12 protein-coding genes are annotated in these 16,317 nt (G+C 30.5%); 1 reads left to right on the top strand and 11 read right to left on the bottom strand.

From position 1 onward, the window contains the following. The first annotated feature begins 17 nt into the window (after positions 1-17). On the top strand, positions 18-1,313 hold the full coding sequence (gene murA, locus IAI10_RS00545; protein ID WP_315671350.1) for a UDP-N-acetylglucosamine 1-carboxyvinyltransferase: 1,296 nt from the start codon (positions 18-20) through the stop codon (positions 1,311-1,313). A gap of 41 nt (positions 1,314-1,354) precedes the next feature. On the opposite strand, the gene IAI10_RS00540 is transcribed toward murA, so the two are convergent. The 11 genes from IAI10_RS00540 to IAI10_RS00490 form a co-directional block, all read right to left on the bottom strand. Beyond that, positions 1,355-3,103, bottom strand: a complete 1,749-nt coding sequence (locus IAI10_RS00540) for a diguanylate cyclase (RefSeq protein ID WP_315671349.1) — start codon at positions 3,101-3,103, stop codon at positions 1,355-1,357. A gap of 113 nt (positions 3,104-3,216) precedes the next feature. Then, a complete protein-coding gene (locus IAI10_RS00535; RefSeq protein WP_315671348.1) occupies positions 3,217-3,711 on the bottom strand; it encodes an HD domain-containing protein in 495 nt (164 codons plus the stop codon). A gap of 271 nt (positions 3,712-3,982) precedes the next feature. Next, complete coding sequence (locus IAI10_RS00530; protein WP_315671347.1) at positions 3,983-4,360, bottom strand: hypothetical protein; 378 nt, start codon at positions 4,358-4,360, stop codon at positions 3,983-3,985. 110 nt (positions 4,361-4,470) lie between these two features. After that, complete coding sequence (locus tag IAI10_RS00525; protein ID WP_315671346.1) at positions 4,471-7,254, bottom strand: glycoside hydrolase family 2 TIM barrel-domain containing protein; 2,784 nt, start codon at positions 7,252-7,254, stop codon at positions 4,471-4,473. A gap of 175 nt (positions 7,255-7,429) precedes the next feature. Then, positions 7,430-8,524, bottom strand: a complete 1,095-nt coding sequence (locus IAI10_RS00520; protein WP_315671345.1) for an iron-containing alcohol dehydrogenase family protein — start codon at positions 8,522-8,524, stop codon at positions 7,430-7,432. 136 nt (positions 8,525-8,660) lie between these two features. After that, positions 8,661-10,715 carry a beta-galactosidase gene (locus tag IAI10_RS00515; protein WP_315671344.1) on the bottom strand — a complete coding sequence of 685 codons (2,055 nt, stop codon included), beginning with the start codon at positions 10,713-10,715 and terminating at the stop codon, positions 8,661-8,663. Positions 10,716-10,852: 137 nt separating this feature from the next. After that, entirely contained in the window at positions 10,853-11,131 is a 279-nt protein-coding gene (locus tag IAI10_RS00510) for a DUF5694 domain-containing protein (protein WP_315671574.1), read from the bottom strand. A gap of 27 nt (positions 11,132-11,158) precedes the next feature. Continuing rightward, a complete protein-coding gene (locus IAI10_RS00505) occupies positions 11,159-11,929 on the bottom strand; it encodes a MerR family transcriptional regulator (RefSeq protein WP_315671343.1) in 771 nt (256 codons plus the stop codon). Positions 11,930-12,002: 73 nt separating this feature from the next. Further along, a complete protein-coding gene (locus IAI10_RS00500; RefSeq protein ID WP_315671342.1) occupies positions 12,003-12,899 on the bottom strand; it encodes a GGDEF domain-containing protein in 897 nt (298 codons plus the stop codon). 54 nt (positions 12,900-12,953) lie between these two features. Continuing rightward, the gene (locus IAI10_RS00495; RefSeq protein WP_315671341.1) at positions 12,954-15,023 is read right to left on the bottom strand and encodes an EAL domain-containing protein; all 2,070 of its coding nucleotides are present in this window, start codon (positions 15,021-15,023) and stop codon (positions 12,954-12,956) included. 233 nt (positions 15,024-15,256) lie between these two features. Beyond that, a complete protein-coding gene (locus IAI10_RS00490; protein ID WP_315671340.1) occupies positions 15,257-15,979 on the bottom strand; it encodes a YjgB family protein in 723 nt (240 codons plus the stop codon). Positions 15,980-16,317 lie beyond the last annotated feature (338 nt).

Below are 16,317 nucleotides of genomic sequence, written 5' to 3'. Positions count from 1 at the left end.
ATGGTATATGTATATATATGCGTTGGATTGAGATTGATGGTTGCGAAAAAATAAACGGCAGTGTTGATGTTCCAGGTTCTAAAAATAGTGCTATCCCTATTCTTACTGCCTGTTGTTTAGCTAATGAAAAAGTTATATTAAAGAATGTACCTCATATATCAGATATACAAGTTATTTATGATATATTTAATGAAATAGGAATATCTATTTTTATAGATGATAATAACAATGTAAATGTGGATGCGTCTAATATTTATAGTACTGATATAGATTCTGCTAAATCTAGCAAGTACAGAGCTGCCTATTATTTTGTTGGTGCGTTGCTGGCAAAATATAAAAGAATTTCCATAGGATATCCAGGCGGTGATAATTTTGGCTCCAGACCTATAGATCAACACATAAAGGGATTAGAGGCTTTAGGCGCAAAATTCAGTTTTTATGAAAATTATTATGTAGTTGAGGCAGATAAACTTTTAGGAGCAACAATTTATTTTGATGTAGTTACTTGCGGAGCCACTATAAATGTTCTTTTGGCAGCAGTACTAGCTGAAGGCAGAAGCGTTCTTAGAAATGCAGCAAGAGATCCAGAAGTTGTAGATTTGGCTATATTTTTAAACAAGTTAGGCGCAAAGATAAAAGGTGCTGGTACAGATACAATAATAATTGATGGAGTTGAAAGCCTTTCTGGTACTAATCATACTATAATTCCTGACAGACTTATCACTGGAAGTCTGTTAATGAGCGTTGGAATTGTTGGCGGCCATATAGCTGTTAATAACATTATACCAGAGCACCTGCTTCCTTGCACGGCAAAATTGGAAGAAACAGGTATGGCTATAAAACTTGAAGATAATAGCATACGAGCTTCTTCAGATACATTTCTTAAAGGAATAAATATAAAAACTGCCATGTATCCTGGATTTGCTACAGACTTACAACAACCCATAACAGCTCTATTAATAGGTGCTGATAGCCATAGTACAATCGTTGATACTATATATCCTCATAGGTTCAAGCATTGTATTGAGTTAAATAAAATGGGAGCAGATATAATTCTTAGAGACGGTAATGCTGTAATCCCTGGAAGAAAAAAACTTAAGGGAACCTGGGTTCATGCTTCAGATGTAAGAGCTGGAATATGTTTAATACTTGCAGCATTAGGAGCTGAAGGTACTACACGAATAACTGGAATAGAACATATTGAAAGAGGTTATGAAGATATAGTTACACTTTTTAGCAGTTTAGGCGCTAATATTAGAATTTGCGAAGATTTAACTCTTAGTAAAGACGATATAGATGCTGATATTATGTAATTATGTAAAGAAGTAGATGTGAGCTTTGCACATCTACTTTTTTATATCTGCTCCGTTTTAAAATTTATCTCTGAACAGATTTGGTTTCTTCCTCTTTTTTTTGCCACATATAATAACTTATCTGCATTTTCTATGGCTTCATTCTTTTTATTTGAATTATTTTCATATACTCCACCGCTTATTGTTATACTTACTTCCTTATCCCAGGTAAAATTCTCTATACCATATCTTATATTTTCAGCAATCTCAAAAGCTTTTTGTTTATCAGCATTATCAAGTATCAATATGAATTCTTCTCCCCCATATCTTCCTGCGTAATCCATATATCTTAAATTTTCTTTTATTAATTCAGCTACTTTTATCAATACTTTATCACCATACAAGTGTCCATAGCTATCATTGATATGTTTAAAATGATCAATATCAAACATGATTATGCTAAAAACTTTATTTCTACTTAAATATTTTCCCATCATTTCATCAAGAATTTCCTCAATATAATTTCTATTATATAATCCTGTTAAACTGTCTCGTATAGACTTTTCATATATTATTCTATTTTTATCTTCCAGTTCTTTTGATTTATCCATTTCGTCAGAATAATTTACTGCTAATATGCCTGTTTCAAGAAGCGCAAATATAAACATTGCTATTTGAAACAAATACTTGCCATAACTAATACCATTGTTTACTAATATATCGTTGGTGGCTCCTACAATTAATATTATAAATGCAGTAAAAGATATGGCTGAATTTTTTTCCCTAAGCTTCATTTTGTTTATTAAGAATTTAAAAATTGCCACTATTATAATTGCTAATGCTACTTCTCCAACATAAGAAAGTCTATCATAAAATATATTATCAGTGAAAAAGCATATAGCTCCAAATACTATTCCAAAAATAGAAGAAAGAAAAATTACTTTTTTAGATAAATTTATAAATTGCTCTTTTAAAAATAAAACATATATTGGAATCCAAAGATAATATGTAAGAGCTGCTGTTTTGCTCAATAATTCATAGGGCATATGAGGAAAAAATTGAACTATTATTCTTTCATTGAGAAATAAACATCTTAATTGAATAAATAAACATAGTATAGAAAAATACATGAACTCCTTGTTTTCTCTATGCCTATTATATAGAGACAAAAATAGTAGTTCAATTACTAAAAGACCTCCTATTATTATAAGATCTATGGATACAGCAAGAAGGTACTTATTCATTATTTGCTCTTTATCTCCAAATTCCATAGACTTAATTACTGGGAAAACATCTCTGAAATTTGATGTCTCAATTACTATATCTACCATCCCTGATTGAGCAGTAAAGTATGAATAAACTGGAAGATAAATAGCTTTTTCTTCCTTAAAACTTTTACCTACTTGTCCAACTTGCCCTTGTAAAATTCCATTAATCCATATATTTGAAGCTGATAGTAATCTAGTGATTCTTAAGCCATAAACTATATCATCTTTGATATAAATTTTTAGTCTTAAAGTCATGTATCCGCTATTTTGTCCATTTAAAGCATCTTTCAAATCTCCAGGAATACTAAAATATCCGTCTGGTTTTTGATTTTCTAATTCTTTAGGCTCTAAAAGTTTATTTTTATAAATCTCCCACTGCCCATCTAAATTAACAATTCCTTGGCTTTTGAAATTCCACTGATTTAAATTCAATACTCCTTTATTGGCATTTAAATTGCTGATTTTCCCCTCGTCTAAAAAAGTTATTATTCCTATAAACACTGCCAAAAGTATAACTGTGATTTTAATTAAAACATTTTTCATAAATTGCCCTCTTTATGTAAAATTAACATTAATTATAATTATATAATATTTTTTCTTATATTAGAATATATATTAACAACTATAATTTTTAATTATGCGGCATATTATATTAATTATTGTTTCATATATAAATTTCTAAGATATTCTCTTCCTTTTCCGGTTTTGAATATTTTTTCTTCCACAGCTTTAATATTTTCTATTGGCAACTGATCCTCATATATATTAACTAAAAAATCTGCTTCCACAAGTATTTGAAAATCTATATCATCTATCTTGTGGTATGTGTGATGATGTCCGACTAAAAAACATACCCTTTCAATTAATTTTTCACCATAATTAAGTTTTCGTAAAAATTCTTCTGAAATAGCTGTCCCCTCTATTTCTTGATATTTTCCTGCACTGGAATTATACTTCGTCTCGCTAATCTTGATTCCAATATCATGAACAATGGCGGCCACCTCTAATGTTTCCTGTTTCTCATTATCCAGTCCTTCGTTCTCTCCTATGGCTTTTGCAAAAGCATTAACTTTTAAAAAATGATTAATTCTTTTCACATCTCCTGAGTAATACTCAATCATAGCACTTATCAATTCACCAGTTGGCTTCATATTTATCATCCTTCCATGCAATAATATAATATTTTATACTTTTTTACATATAAAAAAAAGAGATTTCCCAAATAAAATACATTTGAGAAATCCAAAATTAAGTTATCAGAACCTTAAAACGTGAGGAATAAAAAATTGATTATAGTATATTATCGTAGCTCATTAAAATTTCTTAATAGCTTTTGTCGCTTTATATAAAAATAATAAAGTGTTGTTAAAAACTTTGATTGATTTGAACCTTTAAAGAGTGTTTTACTAATTCATTCTTCTATTACTCAATCGGTTTAAATCTCATCGCTGCCCATTTTTCATTGAGAGCTACACTTGAACAAGCTATATATCCATTTTCTTGCGTTAGTTTGAATAATATATCTCTGTTAACGTCATATTTATTCTTTTTATCAGATTTAGGATATGAAATCCACAAAACCCCACCCTTTCCAAGCAAAGCTAATGCTTCTTCAATCCTAGCTTTATAATCATTTTGTGACTCTATGAATAAATGAACAAATCCATAATTATCCTGCTTATGAAATTTTACATAATTTTGATTATTACACATTTCAATATATTCCTTTGGTGCATAAAGGTAAATTCCAAAGATTCCTTCTTTTAATCTCATTTTTTTTAAAACTGTACTCTCAATCATTTTCATATTTCTCCCTTTTCACTAGTATTCATAACCTATTTTCCATATAGATTATATTATATCATTTCATAATTAAAAAGCTGCCTAATTTGGCAGCTTTTTATATTGCTTTATACTAAAATATTTCTTATCTCTTCTACACTCATTTCATATTCAGGTTTAAAATCTTCTGATTTAAGATATTCTAATATGCTGAATAAAAGTTGTTTTGATTCTGGCTCATGAACTATTTTTTCAAATTCGCAGTTACATACTAATAGATTGCCTTTTAGAACCTTACATTCGAAAATCATTCCTAGTTTATGATTTCTTTCGAAATTGTCTATTGTCTGTACTATTGGTCTGAATTCTTTTTTAGTAGTATCTAATATGGTTGATCTTGAATTAGATACTATATTCCACCACTGATAGGTAGAATATTCTTCTGAAAGAAAATTCTTAAATATAGGATGACTATTATTTATAAGTAAACCCATAGTTCCAACTGGAACTTCTTTATTCATACTTTCAGATATAGTTCTAAACATAGGATAACACCAAAAATCTGTACAATAAAAACCTTCTATAGAATTATTTAATTTATCTAAAGCAGGCAGAAGAAGTACATTTTCTCCTTTTTCAAGCTTTGAAATTACATCATCAGATAATTCACTGAATATATTAAGATCTGTTTTATCCAAAATTATGTTGTTTGGATATACCCATAAATCATAACTTTTTTCAATTTCTGTTCCCTGGATTTTTATAAACAACTCTATTTTTTTCACGGAAGTCACTACAGGCATTTTTATACCTATATCACTTATATCAATATAATTGTTATCTTTTGTATTTAATCCATCTATCTCGCCGCTGCCATATACGGCTTCCCCATCTTTTAGCTGCCAAGAAAGCTTAAAATTTTTCAAAGGAATGTTTCTGTAATAACATAATTCTATATGAGCATGAAAATTCTCTCCTGCTCTATAATTATATTTTTCAAATCTTGCCATTAGCACAGCATCTGAGCAAAAGCTTCTCCATTCTTCTTCGGATATAGTTCCCTTAGGCTCCATAAAAGCATCTAATACACCCACTAAGGCTGTCCCCTGACCGCTGAAATCCTGTAAGTCTAAAAGCTGAAATCCTGCCATTTTCCTAGATCTAAATGCAGCTTCTAACTCTTCCTTATAGCAGGCTGCAGCTAATTTACCTGAAGCATAGAAATACTTTTCAGCCAAATCTTCTAATCCTTTTTCTTCAAGTCTATGCTTGAATACTTCAAAATTTTTAGCTTTTATTGATCCTGTATATTTACTAATTTCTTTAAAATTAGGGTAAGTAGCATATTGTCCTATCTCATGAGAAACTACAGGAACCTCAGGTATCATATTTTCATCATATTCGTTAGCCTCCACAGTTTTGGTTCCAGTTCCAAACTGTATTTCTATCTTGTTTTCTGCCTGACTGCTGCTATTTTTCAAATTATGTTTTGGAATTATATTTTCATCATAATCCTTTAATGTAGACGGATATGCAGTTTGTACATGACCTAAAGGTGCATCACACATAGCGTAGGAGCCTCTTATAAGCCTATCCTTAGAAAATCTTACCCCACTAAAGAAATCCTCATTTTCTAAAATTACTGGACAGAACTGAAAATTGTTTGATCCTTCAGTATATAAGTGTCTATTATCATATTTCTTGTAGGCTCCTAAAATCTCATTGAGCCTTTCTCTGCTTCCCCATAGCTCATTTCCAAGAGACATCATGACAAAGGATGGATGATTTCCAAATGCTTTTAATATAGCAAATCCTTCGTTTACGAGGAATTGTTGTTCCTCTGCATTATGGTTCTCGTAGCTTTCATCAGTTATAGTTCCCCAGAATGGAAGCTCTGGTTCCATATAAACACCAAGCATATCTGCTGCAATAAAAGCTGCTTCTGGAGGACAACAGGTATGGAAACGATAGTGATTTATTCCATAAGACTTTGAAATTTTGAGTATCTTAAGCCAGCTATCCACATCCGTAGGTGCAAAACCGGTAAGCGGAAAAATCATTCCATCATGCTTTCCTCTAAGAAAAGTCTTATGACCATTAATAGTAAACTTATCTCCCTCTGCTTTAAAGTCCCTCATACCAAAAATAATTTCATTAGTATCTTTTACTTCACCATCAACTAACTTTAATTGGAGCTTATACAAATTTGGTTCATATTCACTCCATTTTAGTGAATTCTCCATAGGATAAGTAATAGAAAATTCAGAAGAAGCACAGAAAGCCTTTTCTAAAACTTTATGATTATTATCAATGGCTTGTGCAGAAACTAATATTTCACCCTTAGCTTCTCCTAGGAGCTTGCCCTTAATTTGTATACTATTTTCCTTAGCATTACAATAAACCTGTACATCTTCAAAATATTTATCATTGAAAAATTGAAGCTCTATTCTTCCTGTTATTCCATTCCAATTTGTTTGTGTATCCGGAGAAGTTAAATGCCCTCCTCTTGTAAGATAGTTTACATTGTCCACAATTATGGTAATTGTATGCTTGCCTTCTGATAATCCATCCTCTATCTTATAAATATGAGGTGTACATAAACTATTTTGAGTTCCTATCTCTTTTTCGTCTATCCAAAGGGTAGTAACGCGCGTTCTTTCTAGGTAAACACTAAAAGTCTTATTAGCAAATTCTTTTTCTATGCTTATTTCCTTTGAGAAACAAGCGTAACCTTCAAACTTATATTCATCTGTTAAACAGCCTATTTCAATATTTTCATTTTTCTTTCCTTTCTTAAAATAAGAAGTAGTACCTGGCAACGTTATCACATCAGATAAAGGAAATTTGATATTATTTTTATCTTCATCCATCTGAAAATTCCATACACCACTTAAATCAATGCTACTGTACATTAAATCAACTCCGTTTCAAAATTTATCATTACAAATTAAGGTAAAAAGCACTTCAGCCTTTCTTCCCTAATTTGCAATTAGTTACTTCTAATTTACCATATATATTTTTCTTAATCTACAAATCTTTAATATTTTCTAAATCATAAGCTAATCTACAGCTGCATCTACCTACATGCTACAATAAGCTATTTATATATATATTCTCAATTTCTTTTAAGGATAACTCTTCTGGATGATTTTTAAGCTTAGCTTTATTAGAAAAGAAAGCCTGTGAATATTCTTTTATATCATCCTCAGTTATATTTATATTCACCTTAAACAACTTATCAAATATCTCCTTAAGCTCATCCAAGCTGCTAAGTCCAAGAATATTGAGCATTTTAGATAATTTTTCAGTATCTCTAAAAGTTTTTAGATATTCTATTGTAAGTACACCGTTAGCTAATCCATGCGGCAATCCTTTAAAATAGGTAAGAGGATATCCCATTCCATGAGGTAGTGAAGTGCCATTTTGAGAAATTTGTATTCCTGCAATAGTAGATGCAAGCATTACCTTTTCTCTAAACTGCTTATTTAAGTCTTTTGTTATAAGATTTTCAAAGCATTCTTTAAAAAGCTCAAAGCCTTTTTCTCCATATATGTTCGACATATATGTACTATTGCTATTTAAATATCCTTCAACTAGATGAGTAAAGGCATCTATTGCTGTATTTACAGTTATATCATAGGATAACTCCCAAGTATATTTACTATCCAAAAAAGCTGCACTAGGAAAAACTTGCTGTCCTAAATTTTTCTTAGTTTTTTCTGCATTTACAGTAACTATACTATACTGAGTTACTTCTGAACCAGTTCCTGAGGTAGTAGCAACCTCTATAACCGGTATATAAGAAAGCTGTTTTTGAGAAAAGATATTATCCTTGTTAACTTCAGGATTTTTTATAAATATAGCAATAGCCTTTGCCGCATCCATAGGAGATCCTCCTCCTATTCCAATTACAAACTCAACTTGCTTTTTTAATCCTAAAGCTGATGCTTTTTCTATAGTCTCTAAAGATGGATTTTCCTCCACTTCATCGAAAATAAAATAATCTATTTCAGCTTCCTTTAAGACTTTAGCAACATCCTGTAAAGATCCATTTTTTTTAGAGGAATTTCTTCCTGTAACAATAAGAGCTTTGCTCCCCAGTTTAACAAATTCTTGTTTATTCTTTACTATTATATCTTGTCCAAAATATATCTTGGTTGGCATAAAATATTTAAACTGCATAAATATTCACCCTTTCATCAATAGATTAAATTAATATTATCATAATTAACTTAATTTCTCCACTTTAGAAAAGCTAAAAATTTTGCAAAAAGCAAGGCAGAGACAACACTATTAAAGCTGTCTCTGCTATATATGTTTATTTTAGTATTTCTATACCATAAGGCTTTATAACCATTTGTTTTTCTACAGCTTCTCCAGTTAATAAATTAGTATAATCAGCTTCTTTTAATTCTATGGTCTTTTCTTCATTACTAAAGTTCATTACAAATATATATTTATTTTCTCCATCTATTCTATACTGAGCTGTTACTCCTTCAGGAAGTTTCGCTTCTATTGACTTTTCAAGCTTTGCTTCTTCAATTATCTTTCCGTAGAATGCATCATTAAAATCCTGTTTAGTTCTAGCAGCAATGTAATAAGCTTTTCCATCTCCAAAGCTATTTACAGTTAAAGCAGGCATTCCAGCATAAAAATCTTTTCCGTAAGTTGCTAAAATTTCTGCTCCCTCTGAATGAATTAAATCGCATAGCTCTATGCATTCAAATTTTCCACTTAAATTGATCCCATTGCTTTCATTCATTATAAGCTCATTTGTTTCTCCATCATGAAGAGCATCTATCTCCTCAGACCATATTCCTAATACCTTTTTTAATGGTCCTGGGAATCCTCCTAAGAAGCAAAGATCAGTTTCATTAACTATTCCCGACCAGTAAGTTGCAACAAAAGTTCCACCAGCCTTTACAAAGCTTTCTATTCTTTCTCCAACTCCTGGACGTACCATATATAGCATTGGAGCCACAAGCACCTTGTACTTTGAAAAGTCGCAGTCCATATCTATAACATCTACAGGCACTCCTTTTTTCCAAAAAGCTCTATAATGTTCTTGAACCGTTTTTTCATAGTGAAGTCCCATATTTCTTGGTCCTTTTGCATCATTTGCAGCCCATCGATTATCCCAGTCAAATACAATTCCTACCTTTGAATCAAAGGTTGTTCCTAATACTTCATCTAGTTTGGTAAGAGCATTTCCTACATCTGTTACATCCCTAAACACTCTTGTATTTTCATGTCCACAATGATCTACTACCGCACCATGGAATTTTTCTGAAGAACCTCTGCTCTTTCTCCACTGGAAATATTGAACAGTATCTGATCCATGAGCTACTGCTTGAAGAGAGGAAAGTAAATGCATTCCCGGTTTCTTTAATTTACTTATTCCCTGCCAGTTAGTCATACTTGGTGTGCTCTCCATAAGCATAAATGGCTTTCCACCCTTAAAACATCTAGTAAGATCGTGTATCATAGAAACATTAGAAGCTAAATCTTCGTTTTTACCATCATTATGCCAAGTGGGATAACTATCCCAGGATACTACATCTAATTCTTTTGCCATTTTAAAATAGTCTATACCGCCAAATAACTCCATAAAATTAGTTGTAACAGGAAGCTCTGGTGAGATTTCCTTTAGTGGCTTTATTTCATGCTTCATAAAATCTATGGTTTGATCGCTTACAAACCTTCTCCAATCAAGCTTCAGACCATGTAAAGTATTTTCTCCAATAGGTGATGGCGATTCTATTTCAGACCAATCAGAATATTTATGACTCCAAAAATCTGTCCACCAAGCATGGTTAAGTTTTTCTAATGTGCCGTATCTATTTTTAAGCCATTCTCTAAAGGCATTCTGGCATAGTTCACAGTGGCATTCTCCACCGTATTCATTAGATACATGCCATAGTAAAACTCCAGGATGTTTTCCATATCTCTCTGCCAGTTTCGTATTTATAATTCTTACTTTTTCTCTATATATTGGCGAAGTGAAGCAGTGATTATGTCTTTCTCCAAACAAATTTTTTAATCTATTTTCATTAACTCTAAGTACTTCTGGATATTTTTTAGCCAGCCATGTTGGTCTAGCGCCACTAGGAGTAGCTAAAACTGTATATATTCCATTAGCATATAATTTATCAATTACATTGTCCATCCATTCGAAGTTAAATACACCTTCTTCAGGTTCAAGCTTGGACCAAGCAAATATTCCTATGCTCATAGCGTTACATCTAGAAAGTTTCATGAGCCTTATATCTTCTTCAAGAATTTCTGGATGATCAAGCCATTGATCTGGATTATAATCTCCTCCATGATAAAAATGCGGAAGTTTTTTATTAATAGGATCATATTTTTTTATCATATTAACACCTCATATAATATCGTTTACTTTATTATAATTTTTATATGCCCTATTTAGCAATCAAAGCTTTTTAACATTTATATGAATATATTAATATTTTTTATATTGTTTCCTTATTAGTTTTCAAATTATATTATTTATATGTATTTATTTGTATCCACCAATTCCATTTGAGAATATTCATTAACAAAATCGCTTAATATTTTTATATGACCTGCTCCAAACATAACAAATATCCTATCATTGTTTTCCGTTATATTTTGTATGTTACCGAATATTCTTATATTTCTTTCATACCATTTAGCAATAAATGCAGCACCACAATAATTGTCACCTGCTCCAATCTTGCAAAAATTTAAATATAACTCGCTATGTTCAAGATACACTCTATCTGTATTATTAAAATATTTTAATATATTGCAAAAAACTCCCTAAGGAGTTTTTTATTTGGAATTTATTTTTCCAGTATATATTAGTATAGCATCTCGTAAAAATTCAGCTGCTCCTTTACCCTGCTTATCATAATAGGCTTTAAATCTCTCATCTTGTACATACATATTTGCAAGTCCAGCGTGAGCCTCTTTACTGTAACTATCCCAATAGAAGCTTATCCACTTATGATGCAAGCCTGCTACTTCCTGTGCTAATTCACTGGAAGGATCACCAGCTTCCAAGGCTGTTTTAAGTTTTTCCATGATTTCTTCAGAAAGCTTTGTAATTTCTTCATATTGCTTTTCAGTCATATTTTTTAATTTATTATTACTTTTATCTATGGTATCATTGCCATATTTTTCTCTTAATTCTTTTCCATAGCTTGCTTCGTTATCTTGAATCATTTTGTCTTTAAATCCTTGAAACTTTTCTTTATCACTCATTAAAATTCTCCCTTCAATTTCAGCCATAGTTTTGTCAATATTTTCAATTAACAAATCTAGCTGATTTCTTTTATCAAGAAGCTTATTTTTATGATCTTTCAATGCTTTAGCTCTATCAAAGTACGGAGAACTTATCATATCTTTAATATTTTCAAGCTCTATTCCAAGCTCTCTATAAAAAAGTATCTGCTGAAGAATATTTATTTCCGTTTCTCCATATATACGATATCCAGATGAATTTATCCTTGCCGGCTTTAGGATTCCAATTTCATCATAATATCTAAGAGTTCTAGGTGTTATACCTGATAATAGAGCTAGCTTTTGTACTGTATACTCCATAGAATCGCCTCCTGACAATCTAACTATAAACCTTTACGTAACGTTAATGTCAATAGCAATTTTAATAAATGTATTAGAATTCAATTCTGTTTCTACCGTATTTCTTAGCTTTATATAGCTTTTCATCCGCATAATTTAATAATTCATTCACAGATATATTTCCATTTCTTGATGTATATACGCCAAAGGAAGCTGTCACTTCAATTTCTTTATCTTTATGCTTGAATTTTTTATTTTTTAAGTTACTATACATTCGTTCCGCTACATTTAATACTTCTTTTTCATCAGCACCTGGTATACAAACTAAAAATTCCTCTCCTCCAAATCTAGCTATCCAATCCTTTTTTCTTCTTATGCATTCTCTTAAGCATTCTGTGAATTCTTTAAGTACCAAATCTCCAGTAGTATGTCCAAAATTATCATTAATTTCCTTAAAATAATCCACATCTATCATTATTATAGATATTGGCTCATTGTTTTTAGCACATTGCTTCATATCTATAGGCAATCTTTCATCAATAAATCTTCTATTGTAAATCTCCGTAAGAGAATCCTTAATGGCTGCGGCTCTCATTTCTTCTATTATATTATTAACTGTACAGTTTTTATCACTCACTTTGCTCCCATAAAAAAGGCTGTCTGTCACGTCCTTAATCATTTCAACAACTACCGTTTTATCATTTAATTGTAACGGCACCGATGTAATCATGTATACCTTATTACCTATATCTTCTATTCTCATAAGAGTTTTTTGGCTGCTTAAAGCTTTCATGGAAATGCAGCTATTGCACATCTTTTTATTATCTAATTCATTGAAACATAGTATACCTTTTTCCGTAAAAGCACCATCCTTATACAATAATATTTTTCTCCTTTGAGGATCTATCACTCTTATAGAATCGTATAAGCTTCTTATTATATTCAAATTATTTTCAATAAACTCTATAGTAATAATATCCTTATCACCCATAAATTAATCCACCCTCCTAACACTGCCATAGTATAAATTAACCAAAAATTAGTATTATCGTGCAAGTTTTTCTATGTCATCAGCTGTTACTGGTTTACTAAATAGATATCCTTGACCATAATCACAATTATTTGCTTTAAGAAATTCTAACTGTTCTACAGTTTCTATACCTTCGGCTACAATTTTTAAATCTAATTCGTGAGTAAGTTTAATAACATGCTCTACAATAAATTTATCTTTCTTCTCTTTTGTAATGCTGTTTATAAATTTTCTATCTAATTTTATAACGTCTATTGGAAGCTTTTTAATATATGTTAAAGAAGAGTATCCTGTTCCAAAGTCGTCAAGTGCTATCTTAATTCCCATATTTTTAATTTTATTTATAATTTCAATGGATAAATCTATTTTTTCAATAAATGCTGTTTCTGTGACCTCTAGCTGCAATTGAGAATTTTTTATTTCAGTTTTAGAAAGCAGCTCATTTATTTCACCAGCAAAACCTTCATCAATAATTGTTTTTCCAGAAATATTTACAGATATCTTTATATTCATGTTATTAAGTTTTTCCCACTTAGATTTTTGCTGAAATGCTGCTCTCAGTATCCATTTCTCTAAATCATATATAAGTCCGCTCTCTTCCGCTAATGGTATAAAATCCATTGGCGGTATTAGTCCTTTTAGAGGGTGAATCCATCTAATGAGTGCCTCTACGCCAATAAACTTCATGGTTTTCAAATCAATTATTGGCTGATAATATAAAACAAATTCTTCATTATCTATGGCATGTCGTAAATCATTAATAAGCCTAACTTGCTCTAAGCTTTTTTCCTGCATTCTAGGCAAATAAAAACAATAATTATCTTTCATATTTTTTTTGATATAGTACATAGCTATATCTGAATTTTTAAGCAGCATCTCTATATTATCCCCATTTTCAGGATACATTGCAATACCAACACTAAAAGAAATAAAATATCTCTGATCATCCAATATCCATGGTTCTTTTAATTTTTTTATCAGTTCATCTATTTTGTTTGATACCTCTTTGCTGCTATTTATTTTATTAAGAACGATCACAAATTCATCTCCACTTAATCTTGCAACAATATCAGGCTGTTTTACATTGAATTTTAATATATTTGCGATATGCTTTAGTAATAAATCCCCAGTAAAGTGCCCTAAAGTATCGTTAATATGTTTAAAATTATCTACATCCATATAAATTAGAGCAAATTTTTCATTAGATTTTTTGCAGCTGTCAATTAGCTTTTTAACGAAATCTTCAAGGGCATACCTATTAGGCAATTCTGTCAGTACATCATTATAGGCTAATAAATGAAGTTTTTCTTCTGTCAATTTCTGATTAGTTATATCTGTATGCGATCCAGCTATTCTTATTATTTTGCCTTCACTGCTTCTTATTTCCTTAGCTTTGCTTAACATCCACTTGTATTCTCCATTTTTGCATCTCATTCTGTATATGTTTTCATAGGGCTGGCTGCTAGAAATGATAAAATCATTAAATTTTTCAATAGCTTCCTCTCTATCTTTAGGATGTAAAAGATCAACCCATTGTTCAAAGCAACTTTTTATGTCTTCATTTTCAAAGCCCAAATAGTTTTTCCATTTTGGTGAAAAATACCATTCATCCTTTTCTACATCTATGTCCCAAATACCACAGTCAGCTCCTTCAACAGCCAATTTATACCTTTGCTCGCTAGCAATTACTAAATTACGCTGTTTCTCTAAGCTTTCAAATTGCTGCTTTAATTCTTTTTCTAAGGATAGCAGCCTCTCATTATTACTGTACACATTTTTAAGTGCTTTACTGTATAGCAAAACTCTCTTGTAAACTGTACAATAAATCACCATCATGGTTATTAATAAATATACCAACCCCTTGTATGTATCCAATTTTGCGTATATATCTATATTATTGGAAAATCGTCTTAATAAATCATTGGAGCATATAATCCATAATCCTCCTGCTATTCCGTATATAATAGTAATTCTCATAGCTTCTAAAATTGGATTTACGAAATATTTTTCTTCAAGATTATAATTTATGTCGTTTTTTTTCCCTGAATTGTAACCTACTATAAATGTTCTAAATAATTTATTCATCAAAATCACCACTTCTGCATTAGTTAAGTCAAATATTTAAAAATATCTTTGCACAATTATTTGAATTTAATTAAATATTTATTCTATATATTATTATCGTATTTTTATATCAGCCACTTTATATTGTAATTACATGTTATTTTTTGTCACAATTCAGAAATAACTGCATAAAAATACTGATATGATTATTAATCATATCAGTATTCAGTACCTACAACTTAGAGATTGAGTTTTTACCATTCTCTTCCTGGATCGCTTGCCATACTATTAGCTGTAATAGAAGGATATAAAACGGAATAATGCTTTAAACTAGGATTCTCATTACCTTTTTTTGGTTCAGAAAACACAAATAAAATTTTATATTTTGTATTAGCTTTATATCCTATTATTTCTTCACCATTTGATTTTACATCATAAGCTGGTTTACCCAATACATTTTTTAATGTGGAAAAAGATATTTGATTAGGCCTGCTATCTAAGGATCTGATTTCAAAAATCTGTGCCCCCTTATTAGTTCCGAAAACTATATTGTGCTTTGAATAGCTTATATAGATTCCTTTAGCTTGTGCTATCCACTCTGATTTATCTGCTTTTCCCCACTTTTGTTCTACCGATGCCATGTTAATACCTAAAGAAAAATCACTATTTATAACTTTGCCCTGCTGAGCTAAAGTTTTTATAGTATTTATTAATGCCTTTTGATTATTATTTTTAGAATCAGTTTTTACATTAGTGTTTGAACTGGTATTAGAACTATTTTTTGCCCCATCACCGGAAGAAGTATTACTAGAATTTTGTTCAGAATTTGTAACCTGTGGTGCTGCATTCTGAGATTTATTGGCACTTGCATTATCTGAAGCTGATTTAGGTGCACCACTCGAACATCCAACCATTATTGCGATTATTAAAAATAAAATAGTACCCATAATTGATTTTTTATTAAATGATAAAAACATAATTACTCTCCTTTTACCATATTTGTTTTAATATAAATACTAACAAAAGTGCTTTTGAATTGTGAAAGATTTGCAAGTATATTATTAAGATATAAATATTATCTTCCCTTAATTTCATACTATACTCCCAATAAATCATTATCAATATATTTACTGTTTTTGTAATGTTATTGTAATTTTTATCTAAGTTCGTATTTTAATCTAAAAAACTATTGCATTTAACAGCAATATAATGGTACAGTATAATTGATGTTTTGGTGAACTGTTTGAGATAAAGCTCTGTTTATCTTTCAGCTAACCTATTCTATATTGTTAAAAAAATATCGTACTGAATGCAT

The organism is Clostridium sp. 19966 (genome assembly GCF_032335695.1).
Taxonomy (GTDB): Bacteria; Bacillota; Clostridia; order Clostridiales; family Clostridiaceae; genus JACTOJ01.
Note: the sequence above shows the minus strand (reverse complement) of the source record. Positions and strands in the feature narration are given on the sequence as shown.